The organism is Calidifontibacillus erzurumensis (genome assembly GCF_013303125.1).
GTDB lineage: Bacteria > Bacillota > Bacilli > Bacillales > Bacillaceae_J > Calidifontibacillus > Calidifontibacillus erzurumensis.
Genome location: NZ_JABTTE010000008.1, coordinates 13,069 through 39,079 on the forward strand (window position 1 = coordinate 13,069; position 26,011 = coordinate 39,079).

23 protein-coding genes and 2 riboswitches are annotated in these 26,011 nt (G+C 36.0%); of the genes, 8 read left to right on the forward strand and 15 right to left on the reverse strand.

The annotated features are described in order from the left end of the window. Positions 1-7 precede the first annotated feature (7 nt). Positions 8-1,633: an EAL domain-containing protein gene (locus HR057_RS07570; protein WP_230474386.1), complete on the reverse strand. Its 1,626-nt coding sequence runs from the start codon at positions 1,631-1,633 to the stop codon at positions 8-10. Positions 1,634-1,783: 150 nt separating this feature from the next. On the opposite strand from HR057_RS07570, the gene HR057_RS07575 reads away from it, so the two are divergent. Continuing rightward, a complete protein-coding gene (locus tag HR057_RS07575; protein ID WP_173730837.1) occupies positions 1,784-2,236 on the forward strand; it encodes a V4R domain-containing protein in 453 nt (150 codons plus the stop codon). Between the two features lie 77 nt (positions 2,237-2,313). On the opposite strand, the gene HR057_RS07580 is transcribed toward HR057_RS07575, so the two are convergent. From HR057_RS07580 to HR057_RS07630, 11 genes are all read right to left on the reverse strand, one after another. After that, positions 2,314-3,240 carry a FixH family protein gene (locus tag HR057_RS07580; protein WP_173730838.1) on the reverse strand — a complete coding sequence of 309 codons (927 nt, stop codon included), beginning with the start codon at positions 3,238-3,240 and terminating at the stop codon, positions 2,314-2,316. Further along, positions 3,237-3,908: an ABC transporter ATP-binding protein gene (locus tag HR057_RS07585; protein WP_173730839.1), complete on the reverse strand. Its 672-nt coding sequence runs from the start codon at positions 3,906-3,908 to the stop codon at positions 3,237-3,239. The genes HR057_RS07580 and HR057_RS07585 overlap by 4 nt, the downstream gene beginning before the upstream one ends. 6 nt (positions 3,909-3,914) lie before the next feature. Then, the gene (locus HR057_RS07590; protein WP_173730840.1) at positions 3,915-4,703 is read right to left on the reverse strand and encodes a copper ABC transporter permease; all 789 of its coding nucleotides are present in this window, start codon (positions 4,701-4,703) and stop codon (positions 3,915-3,917) included. Then, positions 4,700-6,019, reverse strand: a complete 1,320-nt coding sequence (gene nosD / locus HR057_RS07595) for a nitrous oxide reductase family maturation protein NosD (RefSeq protein WP_173730841.1) — start codon at positions 6,017-6,019, stop codon at positions 4,700-4,702. The genes HR057_RS07590 and nosD overlap by 4 nt, the downstream gene beginning before the upstream one ends. Further along, complete coding sequence (locus HR057_RS07600; RefSeq protein WP_173730842.1) at positions 6,016-6,585, reverse strand: hypothetical protein; 570 nt, start codon at positions 6,583-6,585, stop codon at positions 6,016-6,018. Before HR057_RS07600 ends, nosD begins: the two co-directional genes overlap by 4 nt. 60 nt (positions 6,586-6,645) lie before the next feature. Beyond that, a complete protein-coding gene (nosZ, locus tag HR057_RS07605; protein WP_173730843.1) occupies positions 6,646-8,523 on the reverse strand; it encodes a Sec-dependent nitrous-oxide reductase in 1,878 nt (625 codons plus the stop codon). Between the two features lie 15 nt (positions 8,524-8,538). After that, positions 8,539-8,997 carry a c-type cytochrome gene (locus HR057_RS07610; protein WP_173730844.1) on the reverse strand — a complete coding sequence of 153 codons (459 nt, stop codon included), beginning with the start codon at positions 8,995-8,997 and terminating at the stop codon, positions 8,539-8,541. 423 nt (positions 8,998-9,420) lie between these two features. Then, entirely contained in the window at positions 9,421-10,008 is a 588-nt protein-coding gene (locus HR057_RS07615) for an SCO family protein (protein WP_173730845.1), read from the reverse strand. 217 nt (positions 10,009-10,225) lie between these two features. After that, positions 10,226-11,023: a CoA-transferase subunit beta gene (locus HR057_RS07620; protein ID WP_173730846.1), complete on the reverse strand. Its 798-nt coding sequence runs from the start codon at positions 11,021-11,023 to the stop codon at positions 10,226-10,228. Then, the gene (locus HR057_RS07625) at positions 11,020-12,045 is read right to left on the reverse strand and encodes a CoA transferase subunit A (protein WP_173730847.1); all 1,026 of its coding nucleotides are present in this window, start codon (positions 12,043-12,045) and stop codon (positions 11,020-11,022) included. Before HR057_RS07625 ends, HR057_RS07620 begins: the two co-directional genes overlap by 4 nt. Positions 12,046-12,085: 40 nt before the next feature. Beyond that, the gene (locus HR057_RS07630) at positions 12,086-12,859 is read right to left on the reverse strand and encodes an enoyl-CoA hydratase-related protein (RefSeq protein ID WP_173730848.1); all 774 of its coding nucleotides are present in this window, start codon (positions 12,857-12,859) and stop codon (positions 12,086-12,088) included. A 356-nt stretch (positions 12,860-13,215) separates the two neighbouring features. Continuing rightward, a riboswitch (SAM riboswitch) is annotated at positions 13,216-13,331 on the reverse strand. A gap of 180 nt (positions 13,332-13,511) precedes the next feature. Further along, positions 13,512-13,635, forward strand: a riboswitch (SAM riboswitch). 95 nt (positions 13,636-13,730) lie between these two features. Here HR057_RS07630 and HR057_RS07635 point away from each other — a divergent pair. The 6 genes from HR057_RS07635 (at position 13,731) to HR057_RS07660 (ending at position 20,273) form a co-directional block, all read left to right on the forward strand. Beyond that, positions 13,731-14,831: an ABC transporter substrate-binding protein gene (locus tag HR057_RS07635; RefSeq protein ID WP_173730849.1), complete on the forward strand. Its 1,101-nt coding sequence runs from the start codon at positions 13,731-13,733 to the stop codon at positions 14,829-14,831. A 56-nt stretch (positions 14,832-14,887) separates the two neighbouring features. Next, positions 14,888-15,652 (forward strand): ABC transporter ATP-binding protein, encoded by a 765-nt coding sequence (locus HR057_RS07640; protein WP_173730850.1) that lies wholly within the window; start codon positions 14,888-14,890, stop codon positions 15,650-15,652. A 36-nt stretch (positions 15,653-15,688) separates the two neighbouring features. Then, positions 15,689-16,612, forward strand: coding sequence for an ABC transporter permease (locus tag HR057_RS07645; protein ID WP_173730851.1), 924 nt, complete (start codon positions 15,689-15,691; stop codon positions 16,610-16,612). Positions 16,613-16,755: 143 nt separating this feature from the next. Further along, a complete protein-coding gene (locus HR057_RS07650) occupies positions 16,756-17,502 on the forward strand; it encodes a stalk domain-containing protein (RefSeq protein ID WP_173730852.1) in 747 nt (248 codons plus the stop codon). Between the two features lie 101 nt (positions 17,503-17,603). After that, positions 17,604-19,163, forward strand: a complete 1,560-nt coding sequence (locus HR057_RS07655) for an S-layer homology domain-containing protein (protein WP_173730853.1) — start codon at positions 17,604-17,606, stop codon at positions 19,161-19,163. A gap of 81 nt (positions 19,164-19,244) precedes the next feature. Further along, positions 19,245-20,273: a stalk domain-containing protein gene (locus HR057_RS07660; protein ID WP_173730854.1), complete on the forward strand. Its 1,029-nt coding sequence runs from the start codon at positions 19,245-19,247 to the stop codon at positions 20,271-20,273. Positions 20,274-20,867: 594 nt separating this feature from the next. Here the strand turns inward: HR057_RS07660 and HR057_RS07665 are convergent. Then, a complete protein-coding gene (locus HR057_RS07665) occupies positions 20,868-22,172 on the reverse strand; it encodes an MFS transporter (protein WP_173730855.1) in 1,305 nt (434 codons plus the stop codon). Between the two features lie 986 nt (positions 22,173-23,158). Next, entirely contained in the window at positions 23,159-23,299 is a 141-nt protein-coding gene (locus HR057_RS07670; RefSeq protein WP_173730856.1) for a hypothetical protein, read from the reverse strand. Positions 23,300-23,493: 194 nt separating this feature from the next. Here HR057_RS07670 and HR057_RS07675 point away from each other — a divergent pair, with 194 nt between their 5' ends. Continuing rightward, positions 23,494-24,507 (forward strand): potassium channel family protein, encoded by a 1,014-nt coding sequence (locus HR057_RS07675; protein ID WP_173730857.1) that lies wholly within the window; start codon positions 23,494-23,496, stop codon positions 24,505-24,507. Between the two features lie 141 nt (positions 24,508-24,648). Here the strand turns inward: HR057_RS07675 and HR057_RS07680 are convergent, their stop codons facing one another. Continuing rightward, positions 24,649-25,998: a glucose-6-phosphate isomerase gene (locus HR057_RS07680; protein WP_173730858.1), complete on the reverse strand. Its 1,350-nt coding sequence runs from the start codon at positions 25,996-25,998 to the stop codon at positions 24,649-24,651. Between the last annotated feature and the right edge of the window lie 13 nt (positions 25,999-26,011).

A 26,011-nucleotide genomic window follows, 5' to 3' on the forward strand; every position in this document is an offset into this window, starting at 1 on the left:
AAACCTCCTATTTTTTCTTTTTATTATTCAGTAAAAATTCAATCACTGCATTAGCTTGAAGCGGCTTGCTGAAATAAAAGCCTTGGATCGCGTCACAGGCTGATTTTTTTACATATGAAAGTTGGTCGTATGTTTCTACCCCTTCAGCAATGACATTTAGATTAAGATCATGGGCCATGGAAGTTATCGCTGATGTCAGCGCTTTGCTACTCGGGTTCGTATCAATATCAAAAATAAAGGATCGGTCGATTTTCAATGTATGAATGGGCAGCCTTTTTAAATAATTTAACGAAGAATAACCGGTCCCAAAATCATCAATGGAAATATGCACACCAATGTCTTTTAACTGTTTAAGTACAGAAAGAGCTGAATCAATATCATGAATGACAACTCTTTCTGTAATTTCAAGTTCCAAGTTTTGCGGACGAATTGATGTTTCTTTAATAACTTCTTTAATTTTTTCTACCATATTTCTTTGCAAAAATTGCTGAGCCGATAAGTTTACAGCAACGCGCAAAGAATGAAAGCCTACTTTTTCCCATTCTTTAACTTGCAAACAAGCTTGTCTTAATACCCAATCTCCAATCGGCAATATGAGTCCGGTATCTTCAGCAATCGGAATGAAATCTGAAGGTGGGATATTGCCTAAATCAGGATGATACCACCTGAGCAATGCTTCAAATCCGATAATTTTTTCACTTTTTATGTCTAATTGCGGCTGAAAATGTAATGAGAATTCATCATTTTCTAAAGCCTTTCGCAAATAATTTTCAATACTTAGCCGTTCAAAAGCTCCTGCATTCACTTCAACTTTTGCTTTTTCATACTGATTTCTTCCTTTTTTCTTTGCTCTGTACATGGCGGAATCTGCATTTGTCAACAATACTTCCTCGTCATCTCCATCAAACGGAAAAAGGCTAATGCCGATGCTCGCTGAAATATGGATTTCAATTTCACATAATACAAATGGTTTGGAAAAATCAGAGATAATCATTTGGGCTATATGTTCAGCTTCTGTTTCATTTTGAAGATCTTGCAGAATGCAGACAAATTCATCCCCGCCCATTCTAGCAAGGATATGCTCGTTTGCAATCTGTTTTTTCAACCTTTGGGAAGCTTGTTGCAATAATAAATCTCCGTAGGAATGACCTAACGTATCATTGACAAATTTGAAGCGGTCAAGGTCGATATAAAGCACAGCAAATCGTTTATCATTTTTTTTAGATATATGAAGAATTTCTTTTAACTTCTTTTGCAATAAATATCGATTAGGGAGCTTTGTCAACGGATCTAGCCCATTTTTATGAAAACTGGAAAAAGTAACGATTGCATTTGTAACCTTGCCGAAATTGTTTTTAATAGGATTTATTAGAACTACGAAGGTTTCCCCATTTATATCAACTACACCTTGCCAGTTTTCAGTCGGTTTTGCGCAAAGATTTAATAATTTATTGAAGTTCTTTCCTACTACTCTTTTTTTAAGAAACCCACTCATTTTTAGAAACGTCGTATTGGCAAATCGAATTTCTCCATTGCTGCTTATGATCAACACGCCATCATTCAAATGTTGAAGAGCTTCTTTATATAAATTGCTCGGTGCTTCATTCCTCTCTTCCAATTTCTCAACGACCAAATGCCTCACCTCCGCTTTCCTGTGGCTTCATCATACAATTCCAACAAAAGGTAGTCATTGATATATATCAAGGTTTTTATTTTTCAAATTTCCCATAATAAATGTGATGTCCTCTTCACCAGTAGAAGAGATTAAGGGAGTGTATCATTCATGAATTTGTTCACTTTTGAAGATATGAAAAAAATTAACCGCAATACGTTAGGCAATTTCGTACCTTTAGAACTTTTTCGTTCAATAAGGTTAATTGGTATGTACCAGGGGCTTCCAATGCGTGGAAAAAATACAACAATTACCGTTGGCCGTAAAATCGGAGAAAGTATGAATGCTTCATCACTAGAAGAAGTACTCGGGCTTTTTGAGCAATTAAAAATTGGCATTCCACATATTATTGAGCAAAATGAAAATGAAATCCATATTGCGGTTGAGGATTGTTTTTGCGAAGGCCTTCCCGTTCATGTAGGAAACATGGTTTGCGATTTGGAAGGAGCCATACTAGAAGGAGCATTAGCTAACATATATGATGGGAAAATCCATGTTCAAGAGGTAAAATGCAATGTAAATGGCGATAAAAATTGTGAGTATAAAATCACGTTTATCAAGTAAAATTAACAAATTGGAAAACATTGGAGACAGGCATCTTACAAAAAAAAGGGATGCCTGTCTCTTTCCTTACAGCTCTATTAAAGTTGATTAATTTTAATGTCCAATGAACTAACTTGGGATACTAGCAGCTCCTCATATTTCTTTTGAGCTAGCATATTTATTTCCTTTGATTCTGCTTTAGGATTTGCTTTTTTCACATTATCGATCATATCTTGTTGAACTTTTGAAACTAAAACGATCGCTTTATGTTGCTTTTCTTGAATAGCCCAAAACTTTTCTTCACCGAATTCTTTTATCATCTGTTGGGCAACAGGGCTCGTTTTGTACATATTTTTTGTCTCATTCAGTTTTGCAAGTATTTCTCCCTCTGAAGCTGTATGTCCTTTTTCTTCAGCAAGCAAAGCCATAGCCCGAAGTCTTATAATTTGTGTTAGCAAAGTACTTTTATTTTTTGCAGCTTTTTCTTGTGCATCCCAATATTTCATGGCTTCTTCTAATTCTTTTCCTTTATACTTCGCTTTGTCTGCTTCACGGTACATCGCTATTTGAATATTGTTGATAAATTCATAAAACTCAAGATCCTCAGTTGTTATTTCATCGCCATTAATTATTGCTACAACACCTTCCGGGAATTCTGCAGCAGAAGCTTCTCCTTTATTTACAGTAAAAGTTACTAGTTTCTCTTCTGTATCAGTTCCATTTGAAATTAATAATAGTGCCTGCCAATCCCCTTCCATTGGCAGTGTCACTTCACCCGAATATACGCCTTCTTGTTGTTCTTTTAAAGGAATTTCAATCGTGCCGTGATCCATTTTTTCCATTTCAAAACTAGCTTCCACTTCAAGGCCTGTTTGCGGTTTGTTTCCTTTCGTTATTTTGAATGATATTTTCGAAGCTTTCTCAGGAATAAACGTTGGTACATCGGCAATTTCAACATCATAAGAAGATCCACCACAACCGGAAAGGACAAATAATCCCATTAAAAAAGCTAAAATCTTTTTCATGCTAATACTCCTTCTTTTAAAATTTTTCTTTCAAAATCTCCAACGGTAAATTTTTCAATTTTTCCATCTTTTAAATAAGCAACATGGGTGCATACTTGTTTAATTTCATCAAGATGGTGCGACGACAACAATACCGTCTTATTTTGCAAGTCTTTTAAAATCGATAAAATTTCAATTCTGCCAATCGGATCCAACCCGCTTGTAGGTTCATCCAAAATTAAAATCGGGGTATCGAAATAAAGCATCACACATAGTCCCAGCCTCTGCAACATCCCTTTAGAGTAGCCAACCACTTGTTCATTTCGATCTTCCCAAAGACGAACAAGCTTTAATTTTTCTTCAATTTTTGCTTCATCAATCGTTCCGGTTTCTAGTGATGCGAAAAATCGTAAATTTTCTTCCCCTGTCAAATGGGGATATAACTGAAATTTTTCAGGCAAATAGGAAACCGTTTTTTTCCATCCTTTTTTTTGTACCGGAATGCCGTTTAAATAAATAGATCCTGTTTTTAGCGGCAACAAATCTATCATTAGATGGATCAATGTTGATTTTCCAGCACCATTCTTGCCGACTAGCGCACATATTTCGTTTTTCTCAATATGAAGATTAACTGAATCAAGCACCTTTTTTTTGCCGTAAGAATGCGACAAGTCGCGTATTATAATCAAATTTTTTCACCCTTTCCTTTTCAGTAGGACGCTCAAACCGAATGAAAGTGCCACCCAAAACAAACAATCAATGACTAAAAATAAAACCGGCGACGCCCAAACCATTTTCTCCATCAGGCGTGACATATGATCGAGCGAAAAAACTCCTAAAGATGTTTCTAAATAAAATGGAATCGTATGAATCGGGTCTAAAAAATAAAAGATTGAAAATAATTGAACATTTTCGTAAGACACCGTTGGCAATAAATATAAAAATAACAAATCTACTAAATAAACGAAGAAAAACCATGTAAAAATATTTGCACCGATCAACTGCATCCTTGTATTACAGATGCTTCCTAAAAAAATACCAATCTGATTGAAAATAATGAGCAAAAATACAATTGATAATAAGAAAGAAATAAAATAATGAACATTAAAATGGAAGAAAATTGTCATAAAAATTGCAAAAACGAAATACCAGAGAGCAAAAACTCCTAAAACAACAGCTTGAACAGCCAAGCTTTTCTTATATAAAAAACTTTGAAAAGACTCTTTCTTTGTCGTTAATATCATTAAAGTTTTTAATTCTTTTTCTTGAATAATTGAAAATGAAGCGATAAATATGCTTAATAAAGGTAAAATAAACATATTCATTTCAAATAATGATAAAAGAAAAACGGTAAAGCCATGTTCGGTTGGCAATGAGCGGCCTTCAAGCAATATAAAAAACGATAATAAAACAATCATCGAAAGCGCTAGCCAAATTCCTTTCCCGCGTGACTGTTCCTTCCATTCTTTCCAAATGTAATTCATTGTGCTCTTCTCCTTATGATTTTCCAGTAAACCAAGCATCCAGCTGATAGTAATAATGCAAAGCTCAAGTAAGAAACATTCATTCCCGATGGTCGATCCTTGTGTACAACTGGATAAGGATCGGTAACCATCACTTGTTTTTTATTTAAAACTTCATTCATTTTTTCATAAATTTTAATCGCAGGGCTTTTTAAAAATAAATAAGCCAATTCATTTTCTTCGACTAATTGATATAACGAAGATCTATATTCAACAGGATCATCGCCAATTCCATTTTGATCTAAATCAAGCACCGGAATTGTATTGCCCCAATCATTTCCACGTTCATGTTCAAACCATTGATTTTTGTCTTTTCCGCCTAAAGTGAGAACAGCTGCAATATTATTTGTAAATTTATTGCCGCTAAAAATTTGTCCTGCGGAAGAAGACCAAATTTCGATACCAATTTGATTTTGTAAAAATTCGTTATCTTTTACGATTGAATTTTGTGACTGATCAAAAAATATTCCACGTTGATTTTGAAAAAAGAAATTATTTTTAATTACCGTATCATCACTTGATTGCATTAATAGGCCGTACGATCGTGTCCCTTGATTTAATGTAAATTGATTGTTTTCCAAAATGGTTCCTTGCGATTCCATAATTGCTGCGCCACCAATATTGTAGCTAAACACATTATCATAAAATTCGTTATGATGAGAGTACATGTAATGTAAGCCGTATCTTGTATGTTTAATATTGTTTCCTTTTGCAATGTTTTCATTGGAATAGTCAAAATAAATCCCATCTCTTGTACCTTCAACATAATTGTTAATCAGTTCATTTTTATTTGAATAATACAAATGCAAGCCGTTTCCTTGTCCACCGATCTCACCATTTTTCATTCCGATAACCGTTACATTTTGGATTTTATTATTATGAGCTTGGCTTAAATATACACCGTGAAAACAATCGGTAATTTTTATATTTTCTACGGTATTACCCCCTTCCATAAGCTTAATCGCTGCATATTCTTCTCCTGAATTTCGGTCTTTGCCGCTATTTGTAACCGTTAAGTTTTTCAATGTTACGTTGGAAGCGTTCACAGTAATGACATTACCTTTTCCTTCCCCTTTAATAATGGTTTTTTCCGTGCCAATGATCGTAATTGGAGATGAAATAACGATGTTGCCTTCATATGTTTTTCCTTCCAGCTTTAAAACTCCATTTTCCGGCGTTTGATCTATTAAATGTTGCAACGTTGTTTCAGCAAAAGTAATGCCATTTGCTGAAAACAACGCAAAAGAAATAATAAAAAAATATAAAAACTTCCTCATTGTGCTCGGTCCTTCCAAAGAGGTATGATCATTAAAATAAAGGCAAGGCCAATAATAAAAGTACCTGTTGTAAAATAGCTATTTGTAACAAAATTAGCAATCGTATTATGACCTAAAACAGGAGGAACAAAAGGATCTACATCGATCGGAGCACTAGGGTCCAAGTTTGTTCCATAACTTTTTAGCCAGCGGTGAATATCATAAACTCCCAAAATACCGCCGATGACAAATAATCCAAGTAACCCATACAACAATTTTTTATTGCGGACAATTCCAACAACAAGGGTAATGATAGCAAATCCACCGATCAAATATGGCAAGTAGTTCAATTCAGGAAAATTTTCTTCACTAAATTCTTTCATGCCGATATAATGGTTTAATCCATTAATAATTGCTACATCATTTTCATTTTCCAATTTATACGGGTATACAATAATATCTAACCCTTCCGGATACTGCGGTGCATAAAACTTCATTCCCCACCAAGGAAAGAAAATAGAGAGAAATAATAACCCCGCAGCAACAATTAATAATACCATTGAAGGTACTGAAAGTTTTTTTGACATCTCAATCCCTCACAATTTTTAGAAAGAGGGGAGTACTTTTTCAGTACTCCCTCTATTTCATTAATTTTTTGGTTTAACTAACAAATATCCGCTCATTTCTTGGTGTAATGCAGAACAGAAGTTTGTACAATATAACGGATATGTTCCTGCTTTATTTGCTGTGAACTCAACTGTGCTTGTTTGACCTGGCTGTACTTCAATGTTCAAGTTGTATTGGTTGATGGCGAAACCGTGTGTAATATCTTCATCAAAGTCAATGTTTGTTAAGTGTACAAATACTTTATCGCCTTCATTAACTTCAATGACATCTGGGCGTTTTGCCTTCGCATCAAAGATAAATTTTGAACGCATTGCGATACCGTATACATGTACTTCATTGCCTTTACGTTCAATGCGAGTTTGGTCTTGACTATAAACGGCGTATGGATTGTTTGGATCTTTATCATATACTTCAATCGTTTTAATCTTGTCAGCTTTAATCATTTGTGCATAGTGCGGCTCTGGATTTACAGGTGCTGATTGAATAACTTCCATTTTTGGTCCTGATAAGTCAATCAACTGCATAGATTCTGGATGTGAAGGACCGACAGATAAATAAGAGTCTTTAGCAATTTTGTTTAGAGCAACAATATATTTGCCATCAGGTGATACAGTGTCACCTTCCGCTGCAACTGAGTGACCTGGTGAATATTGAACTGGAACACGGTCTAATGTTTCACCAGTATTTGGATCCCACTTCACAATTTCTGAAGAAATGAACATTGTTGTATAAGCCATTCCTTTATCATCGAATTGGGTATGAAGAGGGCCAAGGGCGTTTTCTGGGTTCACTTCACGTTCCATTACAGATTCATAATTTAAGATTGGAATTCCATATTTTTCACCAGAGAATTCTTGATTTTCAATGGCTTTAAATGCTTTTTCAAAAGAGAATACTGTCAATGCTGGCGCAAGTTTTCCTGAAGCGATAAATCTTGTACCATCTGGCGTTACGTCTACACCGTGTGGTGATTTAGCAACCGGTACTAAATAAATACCGCCCTTATGTTTACTAGGGAAAATAATTTTTTGGCCATTTACTTCTTCATATTGGCCTTCAGCTACCATTTTTTCTAGCTCTTTCCAGTTAAAGAGAACGATAAAGTCACGGTCAGCTTGAGATGCATTTATCTCTAGATTTGTTGTTGCTTCTTCTGTATTATAAGTAGTGACGACTGCCCAACCATGAGAAGGTCCTTTACCAGCATCTGATAGGTCATAGCTCCAAGGTGGAAGAGCAACTTGCCATGCTATGCTAAGCTTTTCTTTTTCTTCGTCAAATTGTACGGCACTCATTACACCATAATATTTAGAGCTATACTCATCCAAAGATGCATAAGCACTGCCCAAAGGTACAGAGAAACGTGTTGGCAAGAACATGTACTCTGTATTTTCAGTTACGAACATTGCACAGTGCGGGCCACTTGTGTTGGGCACTTCAATAATATCTTTAACTGTAAACGTTTTTAAATCCATGACGGCTGCACGGCTATTAGCTACGTCAGTAGCAAACATCCATTTTCCATCATAATCGCCGTTTGTTTCAGAAAATGCTGGGTGGTGAAGGTCGCCCCAAGTATAGTCGCCCAATAATTCTAAAGATTCTTTAGACCAGCCCCAGCCCGTTGCTGAATCTTGAGAGAATACTGGAACAGTCCGAATATGACGCATGGATGGAACACCATAAATAAACATTTGGCCAGAGTGTCCACCTGATGCGAATAAATAGTATTCATCTTGTTCGCCAAATGGTACATAGACCTTTTCAGCATTTGTTTTTGTCGTTGAGGATGTGTTTGCATCCGATCTCGGTCCAACATCTGTTGATGCAAAAAAGACCGTTGAAGCTAATACACCAGCAACTAAACCGGTGACTGCAGGAATAATTCCTTTTTTCATAAAATGCACCTCCTATTATTTTTCACTAGCAATTTTTAACGCTTCTACAATTTGATTAATTTCATCGTCTGTTAATGGATTGCCGCCCATAACTGAAGACATAACGGCTGTTGTTGGCTCTTTCAAAAATTCATTGATTGGTTTGCCATGTTTGTCTTGAACGTTAGCATATGCTTGGGATAAGTCTGGGCCTGTTGTGCCGCCTGTTAGGCCAAGTTTTTCAACAGAGTGACAAGCAAGACAACCTTTTTGGCTAATGATCTCTCCTTCAGCAGAAACTGCTGTTGCTCCTCCAGAATTAGATCCCTCCGATTCATTTGTAGCTGGCTCATTTCCAGCATTATTTGCTTCTTCAGTTTCAGCTGGAGTTGGAGCTGCCACGTCATCCGTTCCTTTCATTGTTTGACTAACTAAGTAACCTCCACCAAAACCTATAAGAGCGAATACTAAAAAGATAATGATTGCATTTTTCACACTGTCCCCTCCTTTCAGATCATCGTAGGTGTGATACATTTCCAATCTTAATCTTTAAAAACAAAAACACGCGTGATATCCATCACGCTTTGATTAAATGTCAAAACTCTTTCACAATTACTTCACAAGATGTTCACAATGACAAAAAAGTGTATTTAAAATAAAAAAAATTAGCTTCCTAATGGAAACTAATGAAATTAGTGGGTAAGTTGTACATTAATTTCGAGAAAAAACTTCCATGAGCTTTTAACCACAATTCGAGCATGAAAATCTGTTGTCATTGCTGTATTTTCACAGTAAACAACCATGGGCTTTTGCTGACAATCCTCCTTTTTTTCATATAAAAAACAGCGAATTGGAGACCTCACTAGTTTCTCAATCCGCTGTTTTTTTGGACAAGGTTGCCTAATGAAAAATTTAATTTTATTTTGTCAAAGCTTTTAAATCTGAAATAATTTCGTCATACGGAACATCTAAGCCATTATAGCCTTTCACTATGATGCCATCTTGATTTATTAAATAGATTTTCGTACTGTGTAAAAATTGGTCGCTTCCCGGATCTGCTTCGGCAGGCGCTTTGAAAGCTTTTGCCAAATCTTTTATTTCCTCTTCGGTATATCCTGTAAGGAAATGCCAATTTGAAAAGTCTGCTTGGAATTTACCAGCAAATTCTTTCAGCGTTTCTGGTGTATCCCTTGAAGGATCGACACTGAACGATACGATTTGTGCATCAATTTTTTCTTCAGCCATTTTTTGTTGCACTCTTGCCATATTGGCTGTCATCGGTGGACATGCGGTATCGCAATTCGTAAAAATAAAATTGGCAAGCCAGACTTTTCCTTTTAAATCCGCAAGACTTACTTGCTTTTCGTCTTGATTAATATACGAAAAATCTTTCATCGGCCAATCGTAAGTTGCTTCAAACTTTGGCTTGCCGCAAGACGATAAAGCTAATAAAGAAAAAATCATTGCAAATACCATCGCTTTGAAGCGCCATCTTTTTTTCTTCATTTATTCTTTTTCCCTCAACTTTCATTTATTTTTACACTTTACATATTATATCAAAATGATAGAAGATTATTTGAGTAAATTGTGAAAGTTATCTATTAAAATAAAATTTTACAAATCGAGAGAAAACAGCTTTGTTCTCTTTAGACAAGTGAAAAGAGGCAAGGGAAGGAAGTGAAAAATTCCTATCGCTTGCCTCTCTACTATTTTGGTGAAAAGACTATTTATCATTTTTTCCTAATACGATGCCAGTTTTATCTAATTGATGTAAAATCTCTATTTCTTCACTCGTTGGTTCTGGGAAATAGCTCCAATTCGGGTCAATTTCAATTTCGAAACTACTATTTTCTTTAACATCGTCTAATGTAACACCTTCGTATAGATGTAGGAGCTTCATCCGCTTTGTTTCTTCTGAAAATCCATAGATTCCAAGTTGAGTAATGACACGGTATGGACCCGTATTTTTTGGCAATCCATGTTTTTCACGTTCTCCCGGGCCTGAGAAATAGCCTGGACTTGTAAAGAAATCTAGCTTTTCAACAAATTTACGTTTATCTTGGCTCATTAAAATAATATTCCGCCAGCAAAACGAAGCGATATCAGCACCGCCGCCGGAACCTGGCAGACGCACTTTCGTATCTTCCCATGTTCCGATTAATGTAGAGTTTAAATTTCCATATACATCAATTTGAGCGCCCCCTAAAAATCCATATTCAATAAAGCCAGCTTGAGCTAAACTCATGACATAATCCATGGAACCAACGATTACACCATTTTCATAAGTCATTGATTCACTAACTTGAATAGGCAAACGCTCAGTCGGTTGGCCGCCGATTCCGCCGCCCTCATAGATTGTTAATAAACCTTTAGCATGTGTTTTTTGGGCAAAAACCGCTGCTAAAAGAGGCATTCCTGTACCAACAAACACACTTTTATCATCTTCAAGAACTTTTGCAGCTGCAATAATCATTCTATCGGCAGCTGTAACTTTATAATCTTTCTCAATGGCTGTTGTCATTTTAACGCACCTCTCGTAGAAACTGTTGGATGTGGAATCGTTCTGTTTTCAATATTTTCAAGCTCTCTTAATTTTGCGATTCCTCCAATTTTTTCTAAGTATTCATAATGATCTTTTGTTGAACGTATAAATTCATCTAAATATTGTTGGACGCCTTCATCACTTGCTGAAGCTTTTAACCATTTCATCCAATGTTCTTCATCGAATGAATATAAATATGGAACTTGATTTGGATGGGAACCATATGGAACTTCAACAACGGCATCGACTACGAAAAATGGAATTTTAGTTAAGTCCGGACGTTTTTGAATTTCTTCCTCCGGCACAATTTTTTCAGCAGTAACGATTACTTTTTTAGCTGCATGTGCAAGATCGACATCAAGAGTAATATTTCCATCGATTTGGCAGTTACCATACTTGTCCGCACGGTGGACATGGATGATGGCTATATCAGGATAGCAAGCTGGCAAAAGATTTATTTTTTCACCAGAAAATGGATCCTCAATCACTTTTGCACCGCTATAATGAAGGGTATCTGTGCCTAGCGCTGTTCTTGTAGGAAAGAATGAAATTCCTCTTGCAGCCGCTGAGAAGCGCCATTGGAAACCTGCATTTGTCATTTCTGATAAAATTTTTAAAGAACCATTTTTTACGGCGCGTCTTGAAGCTGGACACAATCCGCGCACTTCATCACCGAATCCGTATGCGATTTCCGCTTTTGTAATTAAGCCTGCAGCGGCCAACAGCTGCCAATCATGTTGTGAACCTTTAGCAGCAACTGTCAAATCCCCGATGTTTTGGCGAATAATTTCGTAAACAGCAGCCATTGGATTGCGAACAGATCCTAGTCCGCTAAAAACGATGTAATCACCTTGATTGACGTAATTTTTTATTGCTTCTTTTAATTCCGTTCTTTTATCATATTTTTTTGCTGATTTATGTTGACGACGGTATTCTCTTATTTCATCGGTTGGTGCCCAGCCATATAAATAAAGGTTTTCAGCATTTGCATTTTCACTCATCTTACAGTTTTCTCCTTTCACCTAGATTACTGGGAATTTCTTAGCGGTCTGACCATACCGGCTGCCTTTTTTCTAAAAACGCACGAATTCCTTCAACCGCATCTGGTTTTTGGCTGTTTTTCACCATAATTTCTGTGCTATAAGATAAAGCTTCAAAATCATTGTTTATTTCCAGTTGTCTATATAATTGTTTTTTGCCCGCTTCTAAAACGTAAAGGCTATGGCGTGCAACTGAATTAGCAAATTTTAATGTTTCTTCATCTAATTTTTCATGCGGAACAACGCGGTTGATTAGTCCATGAATTTTTGCTTCTTCCGCAGAAATAAAATCTCCTGTAAACAAAAGTTCCGCTGCTTTTTTCCGATCTAAATTTCTGCTAACAAATACAGCTGGTGTATGGCAAAATAGTCCAATGAATGGACCAGGTGTTGCAAATTTAGCCTGCTCGCTTGCAATGGCTAAGTCAGCGGCTGCAACTAATTGGGCTCCTGCTGCCGTTGCAATGTCATGGACTTTCGCAATGACAACTTGAGGAATCTCTCTAATAGTTTTCATTAATACTTGGCACTCATTAAATATTTGTTGAACTTCTTCCTCTGGTGCGCCATCAATCTCCCGTAAGTTATGGCCGGAACTGAATACCTTTCCAAGAGCTTGGATAATGATGACATTCACTTTTCGCTCTTCGGCAATCCGTTTTAATAAACCATCTAATTCTCGAATGAGTTTTAACGATAACGCATTGCGCTCCTTATCATTATTTAATGTAACAGTTCCGATTTTTCCATTTTCTTCATACAAAATTAAACTCATAGTAATCATACCTTTCAAATTAGTTTAGTTAGTTTAAAAGGGCGACTAACCCCTGTGATCACATTTAAACCTGTAGGTGCCAGACCCCTCTGGTGTACCATCTGCGGGCGGGTGCCTGACCCCTCTATGGCACCGTCTCCGGCACCATCTCCCGTGCGGTGCCTGACCCCTCTATGGTACCGTCTCCGGCACGATCTTTGTATGGGTGCCAAGACCTCTTTGGTCGCACTGCTAGGGGCCAGTGTCTGACCCCTATAGCAGCACTATTGGGGGAGAGGGTCTGTTCTCAGATAAATCAAAAGTGGCCTTTCCTAACTTATAGATAAGGAAAGACCACTCACTCGTTAAAAGCCTTTCACTTATCTTGCTGTTTACTGATACAGCAGGAATTGGCACCTTCCATCTTTTTATAAAGAAGATTGGGGTTGCCGTGGATTCATTGGGCCTTTCCCTCCTCCACTCTGGATAAGCAATCAAGCAAATATTCATTTTTAAATTATGGAACTAACTTTACCACCTTTGCTTTCCTTTGGCAACTAGTTTTTTGAAAAAAATAAAAAATTATAATTTTTCATATAAATCTTATTGACAAAGTATGCTTTAAGGACGTAAAATCACAAACATAACAAAAAACAAAATATTCAAAACAAAAACCTTATCAAGAGAAGGGGAGAGACTGGCTCAATGATCCTTCAGCAACCTTGCAATATTGCAAAAGGTGCTAATTCCAGAAACAAGTCGAGTGATTTTTCACCGGCTTTGTTTGAAGATAAGGAAGAGATGTCAATCATAACCTCTTCCTTATTTGGAAGAGGTTTTTCGTTTTAATAAATTAAAAAAAAAATTAAAAAAGGAAGGACGAATGAACATTATGAAAAAGAAACTTGTCGTACTAGGAACAGCATTATCACTAACTGTAGGACTAGTTGGTTGTGGTCAAAGCGCGACTGAAACAACTAGTACATCAAACCAAGCCGAAAGTCAGCAACAAACAGAAAATAATGAACAAACATTAGTCGATTTCGCGATCGGCCATTTGCCAACAACTGGTCACAGCTTGTATTACATCGCGAAAGAAGAAGGATTTTTTGAAGAAGAAGGATTAAACGCCATTTTCCATCCATTTTCCAATAGTGGTGAAGGAATTACTGCTGTAACCGCAGGTAAATTAGATGTTGGAACATTTGGTACACCAGCACCATTAACATTTGAAGAAAAAGGAGCAAAAATTGTATTCCTTGGCGGCCAAATGGGTACAGGTGCAGGCGTAGTATCAAAACCGGATTTGGCAGAAGACTTAAGAGATATTCAAAATTTTAAAGGCAAAAAAATAGCCACTGTAAAACTCGCAACAGGAGATGTCGTATTGCGTGGAGCTTTATATGACGCAGGTATCGATTATGAAAAAGACTTAAAAATTATTGAGATGAATTCACCTGCTGATGTTATTGTTGCAGTTAAAAAAGGTGAAGTAGATGCCGGCGTTGTTTGGGCACCGTTTGTGGAGAAAGCAAAACAAGAAGGGCTTGAAATCGTCAAGTACTCTCAAGAGTATTATGAAAACCACGTTTGCTGCCGTATTATTGCTGATGAAACAAGATTTGATGAAAACTATACAAACTATGTAAAATTCTTAAAAGCTATCATTAAGGCTGAAAGATTTGAAAAAGATGAGAAAAATAAAGAAAAAGTAATTGCAGATATTAAGAAATATGTTGATGTTGACCCTCAAATTATCGAAAAAGATATTTATGGCGGCTATGTAGACCAAAGTGCTGATCCAAATAAAAAAGCTATTCTTCAAATGAGAGATACAATGGTTGACATCGGTTATTTGAAAGATGATAAAGACATTTCTCCTTCCATTCGTACAGAAGCTTATAAAGAAGCATTGGATCAATTGTTAAATGAAGAACCTAATGATCCATTCTATCAAAGCCTTCTAAAACGTTTTGAAGAAAACAATCTGTAAAAAGCGCAGAGGGATGCGCCCTAACGATAACAACGAATAGGGATGAGGTAATTGCAATGAGTACGATAACATTTGAAGACATAAATGTCGTCTATGAGAAAACAGAACACTATGCTTTGAAAAACTTAAATTTAGAAATTCAATCGGGGCAAATCGTTTCTTTGATTGGCCCCTCCGGCTGCGGAAAATCAACGACTCTCAATTTGGCTTCCGGACTTTTGAAACCAACATCCGGCCATGTCAAAATCAATGGCCAAGAAATTACCGGCCCCGGGCTTGATCGGGGTGTCGTATTCCAAAGCTATTCTTTATTTCCTTGGATGACCGTTTTAGAAAATATTACATTTGCTTTGCAACAAAAAGAAAAAGAGCGAAAAGAAATTATAACAAAAAAAGCAGCTGAGATTCTTAAAAAAGTTGGATTAAATGAAAAAGTGCAAAAGTCGTTTCCTTCCCAGCTTTCAGGCGGAATGCAGCAGAGGGTGGCAATTGCCCGTATGTTCGTCCTTGACGCACCAGTCTTTTTAATGGATGAACCATTTAGCGCCGTCGATGAAATTACAAGAAACCAGCTTCAAGATTTATTGCTGAAACTGTGGGAGGAAGGAGAAACAAAGAAAACTGTACTTGTTGTTACTCACAACATTGACGAAGCCATTTTTCTATCAGATCGTGTCGTCGTGCTTCGCGATGGCCAGATCCAACAAGACATTTTAATTCCATTTAAACGGCCGAGAGACCGTTTCAAAATTGACCAAGAGGAAGCTTATACAAAAATTCGCCATGACCTTTTAAAAGCAGTTTCAGGGGAATACAACTGAACTTCTTAAAGCATCTTGAATAGGAGAGATTTCACAATGAAAAATGTGATTGACAGATATAGTATAACAACGATCTTTTTCGGAATAATTTCAATTGCGTTGATAACTTTTTTTCCTTCGCAAGAAACAGATAGCGGATTATCTACTAAACTATTTTTCAGCGCGCTATTAATCGGTTATTTATATTTTACAATTCTATATAAAAACGATTATGTAAAAAAACGTGCCACATCAGATATTACAATTATCATATTTTTGCTTTTAGTTTTATGGGAACTCTTAACACAAAAACTCGGCGTTTTATCAACATTTCTGTATCCATCTTTACACGCGGTCATTGAACAATTTAAAGCAGATGGAATTGAACTATTCATTCATCTTTCTGCTTCAATCAAGTTGCTTGCAAGTGGCGTTTTTTTAGCAATCATCTTAGGTATTCCGTTGGGAATCTATGCAGCAATGAATAAACGGCTTGAATTTGTATTACGGCCGATCGCAAATGTCTTATCACCGATACCGCCAATTGTTTGGATTCCATATGCAGTTGCGATCTTGCCATCTTTTCAAGCTTCATCAACTTTCATCATCTTTATCGGTGCTTTCTGGCCTATTTTTATTAACACGTTAAACGGCGTGACCAATATCGATCAAAGATATATTAAATCAGCCCAAACACTTGGATTAAAACCATGGACAATGATTCGAAAAATCATCTTCCCTGCATCTCTCCCTTCTATCTTTACAGGTATCCAGGTCGGGCTAATCTTATCATTCATTTTGCTAACAGCTGCAGAAATGATCGGTTCATCTGCAGGGATCGGCTATTATGTGAAACTGGCAACCGACTACGGCAACTATGCAAAAGTAATTACCGGAATTATTTTCATCGGTTTCATTGTTACCATTATCATGACTGTATTTAATAAGCTTGAAAACTATCTCCTCCGTTGGAGAAACTAACAGAAGCTGTCAATAATGCGTCCGCAATGGACCATTATGGCAGCTTTTTGTTTTGAAAAGGATATACTATTTTTATAGAGAAAATAATAAAAAGAAAAATATTTTAATATCCGTTACAAATATCGATTGAAAGGAGTAAAAAAATGAACCGAAAATCATTCATAAAAGGGTTGCTGGCCGGAATAACCGGAACAGTCTTATTTGTTTCTGCCCTATCTTCTGCAAGCGCCCTAGAGCCTTATTATAAAAATATTAAAGCTTTTGTTTCTTCTGTAAAAATATTTGCCGATGGTAAACCGCTAAACTTACAATCCGAGCCGCTTAACATCGAAGGAAAAGTTTATTTGCCGCTCCGCGATATAGGGGAGGCTCTAGGAAAAAAAATCGATTGGGATGGTGTAAATAACAGTATTTTTATCGGTGCAAATAAGAATGCCTATCGTCCTTCAACAGGAATTTATCAACTGAAACCTTTATATGGAGAGACTTATTTCCAAGTCGGCTATGGTGGGAAAGATCTCCTTCAACCTGCTGAAAAAGGAGGAAAAATAACATTATATAGACAAAATTTTAGCACGATCAATGCAATCGCTTTTCTTAATGGTAGTTCTATAGGTTTCCAATTGCATGATCATAAATATTACTTAATTCGCGGTCTTGCAGGCGTCGATGACTCCAACCCGAGCGATAGCGAAAAAGGAATCATTAAATTTTATGGCGATAACAAAGAAATTGCAACTATTACAACAGGAACAAAACGTGATGAACCAGTAGTATTTGAAATTGATATTTCCAATATTGAAAAACTAGAAGTTAAAAATATTAAAGCTGACGGCTCCGCTTCTAGAGTTGCATTAGTTGATGTTGTATTAGAAGCAGTTCAAGAGTAAAGCTGCTTCCTAATTTTTATCTATATTTATATTTTTAAAGAAAAACTTTCCAAATTATATTACAATATTCATAGAATACTAGAAAGGAGAGATGAAGATCAATGTTTAAAAAAATATTTCTGCTATTTTGTACGGCGATTTTACTAATTCCGGCAATCGCTCATGCTGAGCATGTATATAATGAAGAAAATGGTTATCACTATTTTTTTGATCCTTCAAGCGGATTTTATATACGCTTAGATAACCCTCGGCAAATCAATATTAGTACAAATATCATTGACGAGCTAACATTTACTGTTCTTTGGTATGACAAAGAAAACAGCAAACCAAATTTTGGTTATAACGGAATTGCCTACGGTGTGTTTGATATTAGTACAAAAGCAAAACATTTAAAAATTACAAAAGAAAAATACCACCATGTTTACACTATTCACAACTTAGATACACAACTTACACAAACGAAACAAGGCTTCAAAATTCCAATTGAAATCAAAAACTATGATCCTTCTGACAAATCTTACAGTAATTTCAAAGGGGAAAGCGGAAAAATTGACATTGAGTTAAACTATTACCATGTCGACCATGCAAATGCTAGATTTTATACAGATTTTAAAGCCGGTACAGATATGAAAATGTTTGGTGATAAATTAATCCTCCGGTTTCCAAAAAACAGCTACATATCTGATAGCAGTTTATCAAAGCCTGTATTAATAGATCAAAGACTTGTTATAAATGTCCGTGAAAAACCACAGCCTACCGATGATTATATTTTTTTAAGCCAACAATTTACGATCGATGATGCAGGCCGAAGCTTATTTGCTAAACCGAGTACTTGGGGAGATATTACGCTTGCTTATGATGGTGTCGTACCTAAAGCAATGGAAGGCTATAATTTAGCCATTTTAAAAAATAATTATGGCAAGTGGGTGCCAATTGGCGGCATTGTTGATACGGAAAAGAAAACTGTTACTGCTGTTTTTGATGATTTTGGAACATATGCTATTGGTTTAGTTTATAAAGATTATGGATTAAAAGAGCATTGGGCTAAAAAAGAGGTGTTAGGGCTTGCCTACAAGGGGGTTTTACAACCTGAAATAAATCAAAAAGACCTTGCCTTATTATCAAAGCTGGACAAACCAATTGACCGATTCACATTTACCGTACTTCTTTCAAGAGCGCTTGGCTTCCAGCCATTAAATTATACAGGCGTCTTTTCCGATGTCTCTGATGGGGCTTACAGCCAAAATGAATTAGGCTATTTAATGGCCGGTGTTATGAATGGTCTTGTATATGGAAAACAATCCAATATTCCTGGATATATGGTCATGGAGCCAACAAAACCATTGACACGTGAAGAAGCAGTCGCTTTTTTAGCAAGAGGAATGACCCTTAGTTCAGATTCTGGTGCAAAATCTACTTCATCAAAATTTGTGAAAAAGAAAAAAGGAACTACAACCCAACAAGATCCTAAAACTGAACTTAAAAAAATTTATAAAGATGCCAATCAAATATCAGACTGGGCTCTAAAAGCAGTATTAGAAGCAACAAATGAAAAATTAATCTCTCCGAATCGTGGCTTATTGAATCCAAAAGCAAAACTGACAAATGCAGAAGCACTTGTGATGATTTACAATTTAATGGAAATTAAAAATCTTAAATAAAAAATTTGTTGGAAAGTGTAACCAATCCTTATATTTTTTCGTCAATAATTGATGATATTTTTATTAAAAGGAGGAGAATCAATGGGAAACTGGAAAAAAACAACAGGTGTCTTATCTGCCAGCATGCTTTTAGCCGGAGCATTATTTACTTCATCAGTCGAGGCTAGTCAAGCGACAAAAAAAGTAGATGTACATTATAAAGATATTAAAATTATTAATAATGGAGTAACTATAGAAATAGACCCTAAGACTGAACCATTTATTCTTAACGGGGTTACATACATTCCTTTACGAATGATGGGTGAATTGTATAATAAAACGGTGCAATGGAGCGCACCAACGAGTACGATTATTATTAAAGATCAGACACCTCCAATCAGCCAAGCAACAGTCGATGCTCTTAATGCACAAATAAAAGCTAAAGATGCTAAAATAGCAGAGCTTGAAGCAGAAATTGAGAAATTAAAAGCAGCTGCTAAAAAAGTGGATCTCGATGATTTGGAAGACGATTTAAATGATGATTACTATGATTATTTTGGTAGAGATGTAGACGATATCGAAATTCTCTTAAGTGGAAATGAAAAGAAGATCGACGTTCGCATTGATGTTAATGGAAATGATTGGAATAAGGTAAAAGAAAGCAAAAAACTAAGTTTTCTTCAAGACATCGTAGATGATATTTTAGCTAAGCTTAAAGATGCAGATATTCAAGGCACGGTCAAAGATGCAAAAAATGGAAAATTACTAGATTCGTTTAGTCTAGACTCAAAAGATAATGTGAAACTTGATAAAAAGAAAACAGATTTTTCTGACCTAGAAGATGAATTAAATGACTGGTATTTTGATTACTACAGCGATCTTGATGATGTAGAAATTTCTCTAGATGGGGATGAAGATGAAATCGATTTGACTATTGAAGTTGAAGGCGATGACTGGGAAGCGTTAACAGATAAGCAAAAACTAAATTTCCTTCAAGACATCGTTGACGATATTTTATATGAATACAAACGTGCAGAAATTTATGGTATCGTAAAAGATGATGATAACGGAAAACGTTTAGATACTTTCTACGCAGACGGCTCAGATGACGGGAAAGTTGAAATTGACTAATTTTCATAGATTCATAAAATAAACTTTCAATCTATCAAAAAATTGGATAAAGCTGGTTCAAAAAGTAACGAAAAAACAGCGAATGGAGAAAACCGTGAGTTCTCCAATTCGCTGTTTTTCTTTTTCTAGAAATTAGTTTGGCGTTTGCCTGACAATTTTTAGGAGAGTGTGGTCAATTGCCACAATCCCATTTTCACGTGCTTTTACCCCTATCCACTTAACGAAAACACTCTATTGATTGTCTAAATTTTATTTTTATCTATTTGTATCGAAAATCATTAAGGGGGTATCCAGAACGCTGCATTTTTGACGTTAGAACACCAATTTTTTATCATTTAAATTTTTATTATAACATTTATTTACTTTTTTAGAGCACCGGTCCGGATTTGATGGCTATTCCTTCACGCTGATGTTAAACAAGTGTCCAATACAAGCGCGTGTGAAAACAGCTGGTGGAAAGTATTCCTTAGAATAGACTGCTTGGTAAATACTGTTCATAAGCTTGTAATATCATTTTTGAAAGAAGACAAAGGAAGCTATTGGTAGAGAAGTCTGTCTCTTTGTCATTATTTGATTACGTGCAAAATTCCCTAATTAGCATTTTACTTCAGCATTTTTACGATAATAAAAATACCAGCAAATGACTAAACTGATAGCATAATAAACTAAGAACAAGTATAGAGCCGCATTGGCGCTGCCTGTTGATTCAAGCGACCATCCAAAAATTTTCGGAATAATAAACGCACCGTAAGCAGCGATCGCAGCGATAAAGCCGATAACCGGTGAAGCGAGCTTCGCCTTAGTACCTGTAAATATAAACGGAACCATTTGAAACGTTGAACCATTTGCAATACCTGATGCTAAAAACAACGTAATAAACATAAGTAAAAAGCCGATAAATGAATGCGTTTGTAGGAAGAAAATAACCCCTATTGTTGCAACGATCATTAATATTGTCGAATAAAATGTTACTTTTGCACCGCTTTCGATTTTATCAGAAATCCAACCGCCGATCGGTCTTGCTGCAGCGCCAATGAGCGGTCCTAAAAATGCCAACCCAGCTGCACCTGCCTCTGGGAAGGAAGCATTGATCAATAATGGAAAAGCAGCTGCATAGCCAATAAAGGAACCAAAGCACATTGTATAAAGCCAAGCCATAATCCACATATGTTTTTCTTTAAAAATAGCCGATTGTTCTTTGAATGATTGTTTTGTATTTGGCAAGTTATCCATTCCGAAGAACGCTAAAATTGTTACAAGTAAAATTGGAAGGACCCAAACAAAGGCAGCATTTTGAATAAAAATTTCTGTGCCGTCTGGCAGTTTTTGCGAAGTTCCCGTTAACATACCAAGCCAAGGGACTGTAATAATAACAGGCGTTACGAACTGAACAAGGCTTACACCTAAATTCCCTAAACCGCCATTAATCCCATTCGCTGTTCCTTTTTCTTTTTTTGGAAAGAAATTGCTAATATTGGCCATGGAAGAAGAGAAATTCCCGCCGCCAATACCACATAATACAGCAAGAATTGCCATTGTCATAAATGGTGTATCAGGATTTTGTACAGCAATACCAATGCCAATTGCTGGAACTAATAATAAACCAGTACTAATGACTGTCCAATTTCGGCCACCGACAATACCAGGCATGAATGTAAAAAAGATGCGCATCGTTGCCCCAGATAAACCTGGCAGAGCCGCCAATGTGAATAATTCCTCTTTAGTATAATTAAAACCTACATCGTTTAATCGGACCGCGGTGACTGACCAAATTTGCCAAACAACAAAGGCAAGCATTAAAGCTAAAACTGAAATCCAGAGGTTTCGTTTTGCATGTCTTTTCCCTTCGGATTCCCAAAAATGAACATCTTCAGGATTCCAACTGTTGATTCTAGCCATCACTGTTAACCCCCAATGATTAAATTACGTATTGCATGCAACTTACGTTTTCAATCATTAGGTTATTAAAAAGTCCAAAATGATGTTGTGAGGTTTTTCACATATTATTTGAATATAATGTGACAAATTATCTTAACGTTTCACAAGGTTGGCTATCAGCAACAAAAATGAGACAGGCGGCACACCAGAAGGTTCACCAGAGGGGTCAGGAACCGCACCGCAGATGGTGCCGCAGACGGTGCTGGAGAAGGTGCAGCAGAGGGGTCTGGCACCGTAAAGGAGATAAAAAATTTCAATTAATTTGTGAACATTTTGTGACAAAATTTTAAAATTTATGTTACAATAATAGTAACAATAATTTATATACTTTTTATAAAAGGTGGTATGGAAAATGGGATTCTTTGAATATTTATTACCTACAACTTGGACAGGAGTTGCCTTCTTTTTACTAGCTTTTTCTGGTTCTGTTGCTTTGAATATTTTCGTATACAACAATATTGGAAAGTAAGTTGTTTTAATTAATGGACTGCATGGTTGAAAATATAAAAATTTAATGGAAATCCATACCCGCTTGTTTGTTTATTTACAGGTGTTCAGCTATTCGAAGGTATGTCTTTCAATAATGAAATGTTTATAACTAATTTTCATCTGAACTTCAACAACCTTCTCATATCTTTTTTCAAAGTTAAAACCATCCATACTGTAATTATAAATATTGTGCATTTTGAAAATAAAACGCACTTTCTTTTTTTGTAGGTAAATAAACGGTATGTTCTCCAATAAAATGAAATCGATCGTCCTCAAATTGGAACACCTTCACTATCATAGAGGATAGAATATGATGAATTAAAATTGCGGATTTACCTAACAACTGAATCTCCGAGGCAAATAAAAAATCGTCTGTTTCCTTTCGTATCGGATCAGACGATTTTAAGTGCGCTCAATATTTAATTCGACGTTAACCTCAATTTCCATTTTTCCACTCCTTATCTCGCTTCGCTAATCATCATTTCAATTTGTTCTATTGTTAGCCACTCAATAAACTGTTTGAAATCAATAATTCTTTCAATACCATGTTTTTCACAATTTTTTAGATAGTTATTATAAGCCATTTGATACTTTTCCATAAGTTATTTCCCCTTTCATTTTATTTTGTATTATAACAGCTGTGTTGTTTGTAACTTTATTATATAACACGAAAATAAACATGGTCAATAGCAAATTCCGCATCAAAAGCTTTAATTTTTCATATATGAATCAAGGATGTTGCTAATAATAGGAATAAATACGTGCTTCAAACAGCAAAGAGGTGTTCTTGATCTTGTTATATTTGTTTAATAAATTTCGGCAATTACATATTATCGTTCGTCTAATCATCATCATAGTAGTCTTTCATCTCATATTTGGTACAGCTATGCATTTTATTGAACCAATCACCTTCCCAACAATTTTTGACGGGATTTGGTGGGTCCTTATTACAACTACGACAATCGGATATGGTGATTATGTTCCTGAGACAACCATTGGAAGGGCGTGCGCAATGGTTCTCATATTATCAGGGGCAGCGTTTGTCGCCTATTACATGGTGACGGTTGCGACAACAATTTTCAACACCCTAAATGCGCTAAATGAAGGAAGTGCTGCTTATAATGGAACGGAACATATTATCATTATTGGATGGAATGAAAAAACAAAAAATGTAATTCGCCAAATCCATAAAATGAATCCACTTAGGCAAATCGTGCTTATTGATGAAACTTTACAAGATCATCCTTTGACTAATAAAAATGTTTATTTTGTAAAAGGGAATCCGACAACCGACGAAACACTTAAACGGGCTAATATAGAAAAAGCAGATACAGTGTTAATTACAGCTGATCAACAGAAAAGCGAAAATGAAGCGGATATGCAATCTATTTTGACACTCTTGGCAGTAAAAGGGCTGAACCCGCTTGTGTATTGTATTGTTGAACTATTGACACAAGAACAAGTGAATAATGCACTGCGGGCAGGCGCTGATGAGCTCGTTGAAACTTCTTTCTTATCAAGCATCATTATGACTACAAATATTCATGCCCCCGGACTGTCCAAACCAATTCTTTCTCTCTTACATTTAACAAAAGAAAACCGTTTGGCTACCGTAAAAGCTCCTGATGAACTCATTCAGCATCCTTTTGCTCAAGCTGTTCAATTATTGATTGAAAAAGAGATGCTAGCGATCGGTATCAAGAAAGGTGAAAAATATTTAATACACCCTTCACAAGCCTTACAAATTGAAAAAAACGATGAATTATTAGTAATCGTTAAAGGGGAAGTAGAGCAAACCGAACAGTAACTACAATACATTCAAAGTGGAAGAAGGAAATTTTCCCTGCTTCCTTTTTATTAAAATGAATATGCAATACGACCATCAAAGAAAGGCTTCCATCCGTTTGAGGGACAGAAGCCTTCTTTTCTTTTCATTTCATACACACCTTTATTTTAATCGCTTTTCCAATTCAGCCTTTTCTTTTTCATAACCTGGCTTTCCTAATAAAGCAAACATATTTTTCTTATATGCCTCAACACCCGGTTGATCAAATGGATTGACACCCAACAAGTAACCGCTGAGTGCACAAGCTTTTTCAAAAAAATAAACGAGATACCCAAAATGAAAAGCATTTATTTCCGGAATCGTAACAATTAAATTCGGCACATTCCCATCTGTATGTGCTAAAAGTGTTCCTTCAAATGCTTTTTTATTAACAAAATCCATCGTTTTGCCCGCCAAATAATTCAAATCATCTAAATCATTGGCTTCTTTTTCAATCTTTATTTCATGGCGAGGCTTATTTATGTATAAAACTGTTTCAAACAGATCTCTCCTGCCCTCTTGAATATATTGTCCTAATGAGTGCAAATCTGTTGAAAAGTTTGCAGATGCTGGAAAAATACCTTTCTGATCTTTTCCTTCACTTTCTCCAAACAACTGTTTCCACCATTCAGAAAAATATTGTAAACTTGGCTCATAATTGACGAGTAGTTCAATTGTTTTTCCTTTATTGTAAAGGATGTTTCGAACTGCTGCATACTGATAGGCAGGATTGTGTGCCAATTCTGAATTGCCAAAATCTTCTCTAGCTGCTCGTGCACCTTCCATCATTGATACAATATCTATTCCACTTGCCGCAATAGGTAAAAGCCCAACAGCCGTTAACACAGAATAGCGCCCGCCGATATCATCCGGAACAACAAAAGTTTCATACCCCTCTTCATCAGCTAATGTTTTTAGGGCACCTTTTTCTTTATCTGTTGTTGCATAAATGCGTTTTCGAGCTTCTTCCTTTCCATATTTTTCTTCTAAATAATTTTTAAAAATACGAAAAGCTATTGCCGGTTCTGTTGTTGTCCCTGATTTTGAAATGACATTGATCGAAATATCTTTGCCTTCTAAAACATCAAAAAGCTCTTGCACATAAGTAGAACTAATATGATTACCGACAAAATATACTTGTACTCCACTTCTCTTTGATTTCGGAAGCTCATTATGAAAAGAATGTGTCAGCATCTGAATTGCTGCACGTGCTCCTAAATATGAGCCTCCAATGCCGATCACTAAAAGAACATCGGAGTCTTCCTGAATCTTTTTAGCTGCACTCTGAATTCGTGAAAACTCATTTTTGTCGTAGTTCACAGGCAAGTCAATCCAACCTAAAAATTCGTTTCCTTGTCCAGTTTTTTCATGAAGTGAATGGTGGGCGCATTTTACAAAATCCGATAAATTTTGAAGTTCATGCTCTTGAAAAAATGGTAATGCTTTTGAATAATCAAATGTTAATTTATTCATTGAATAACCTCCA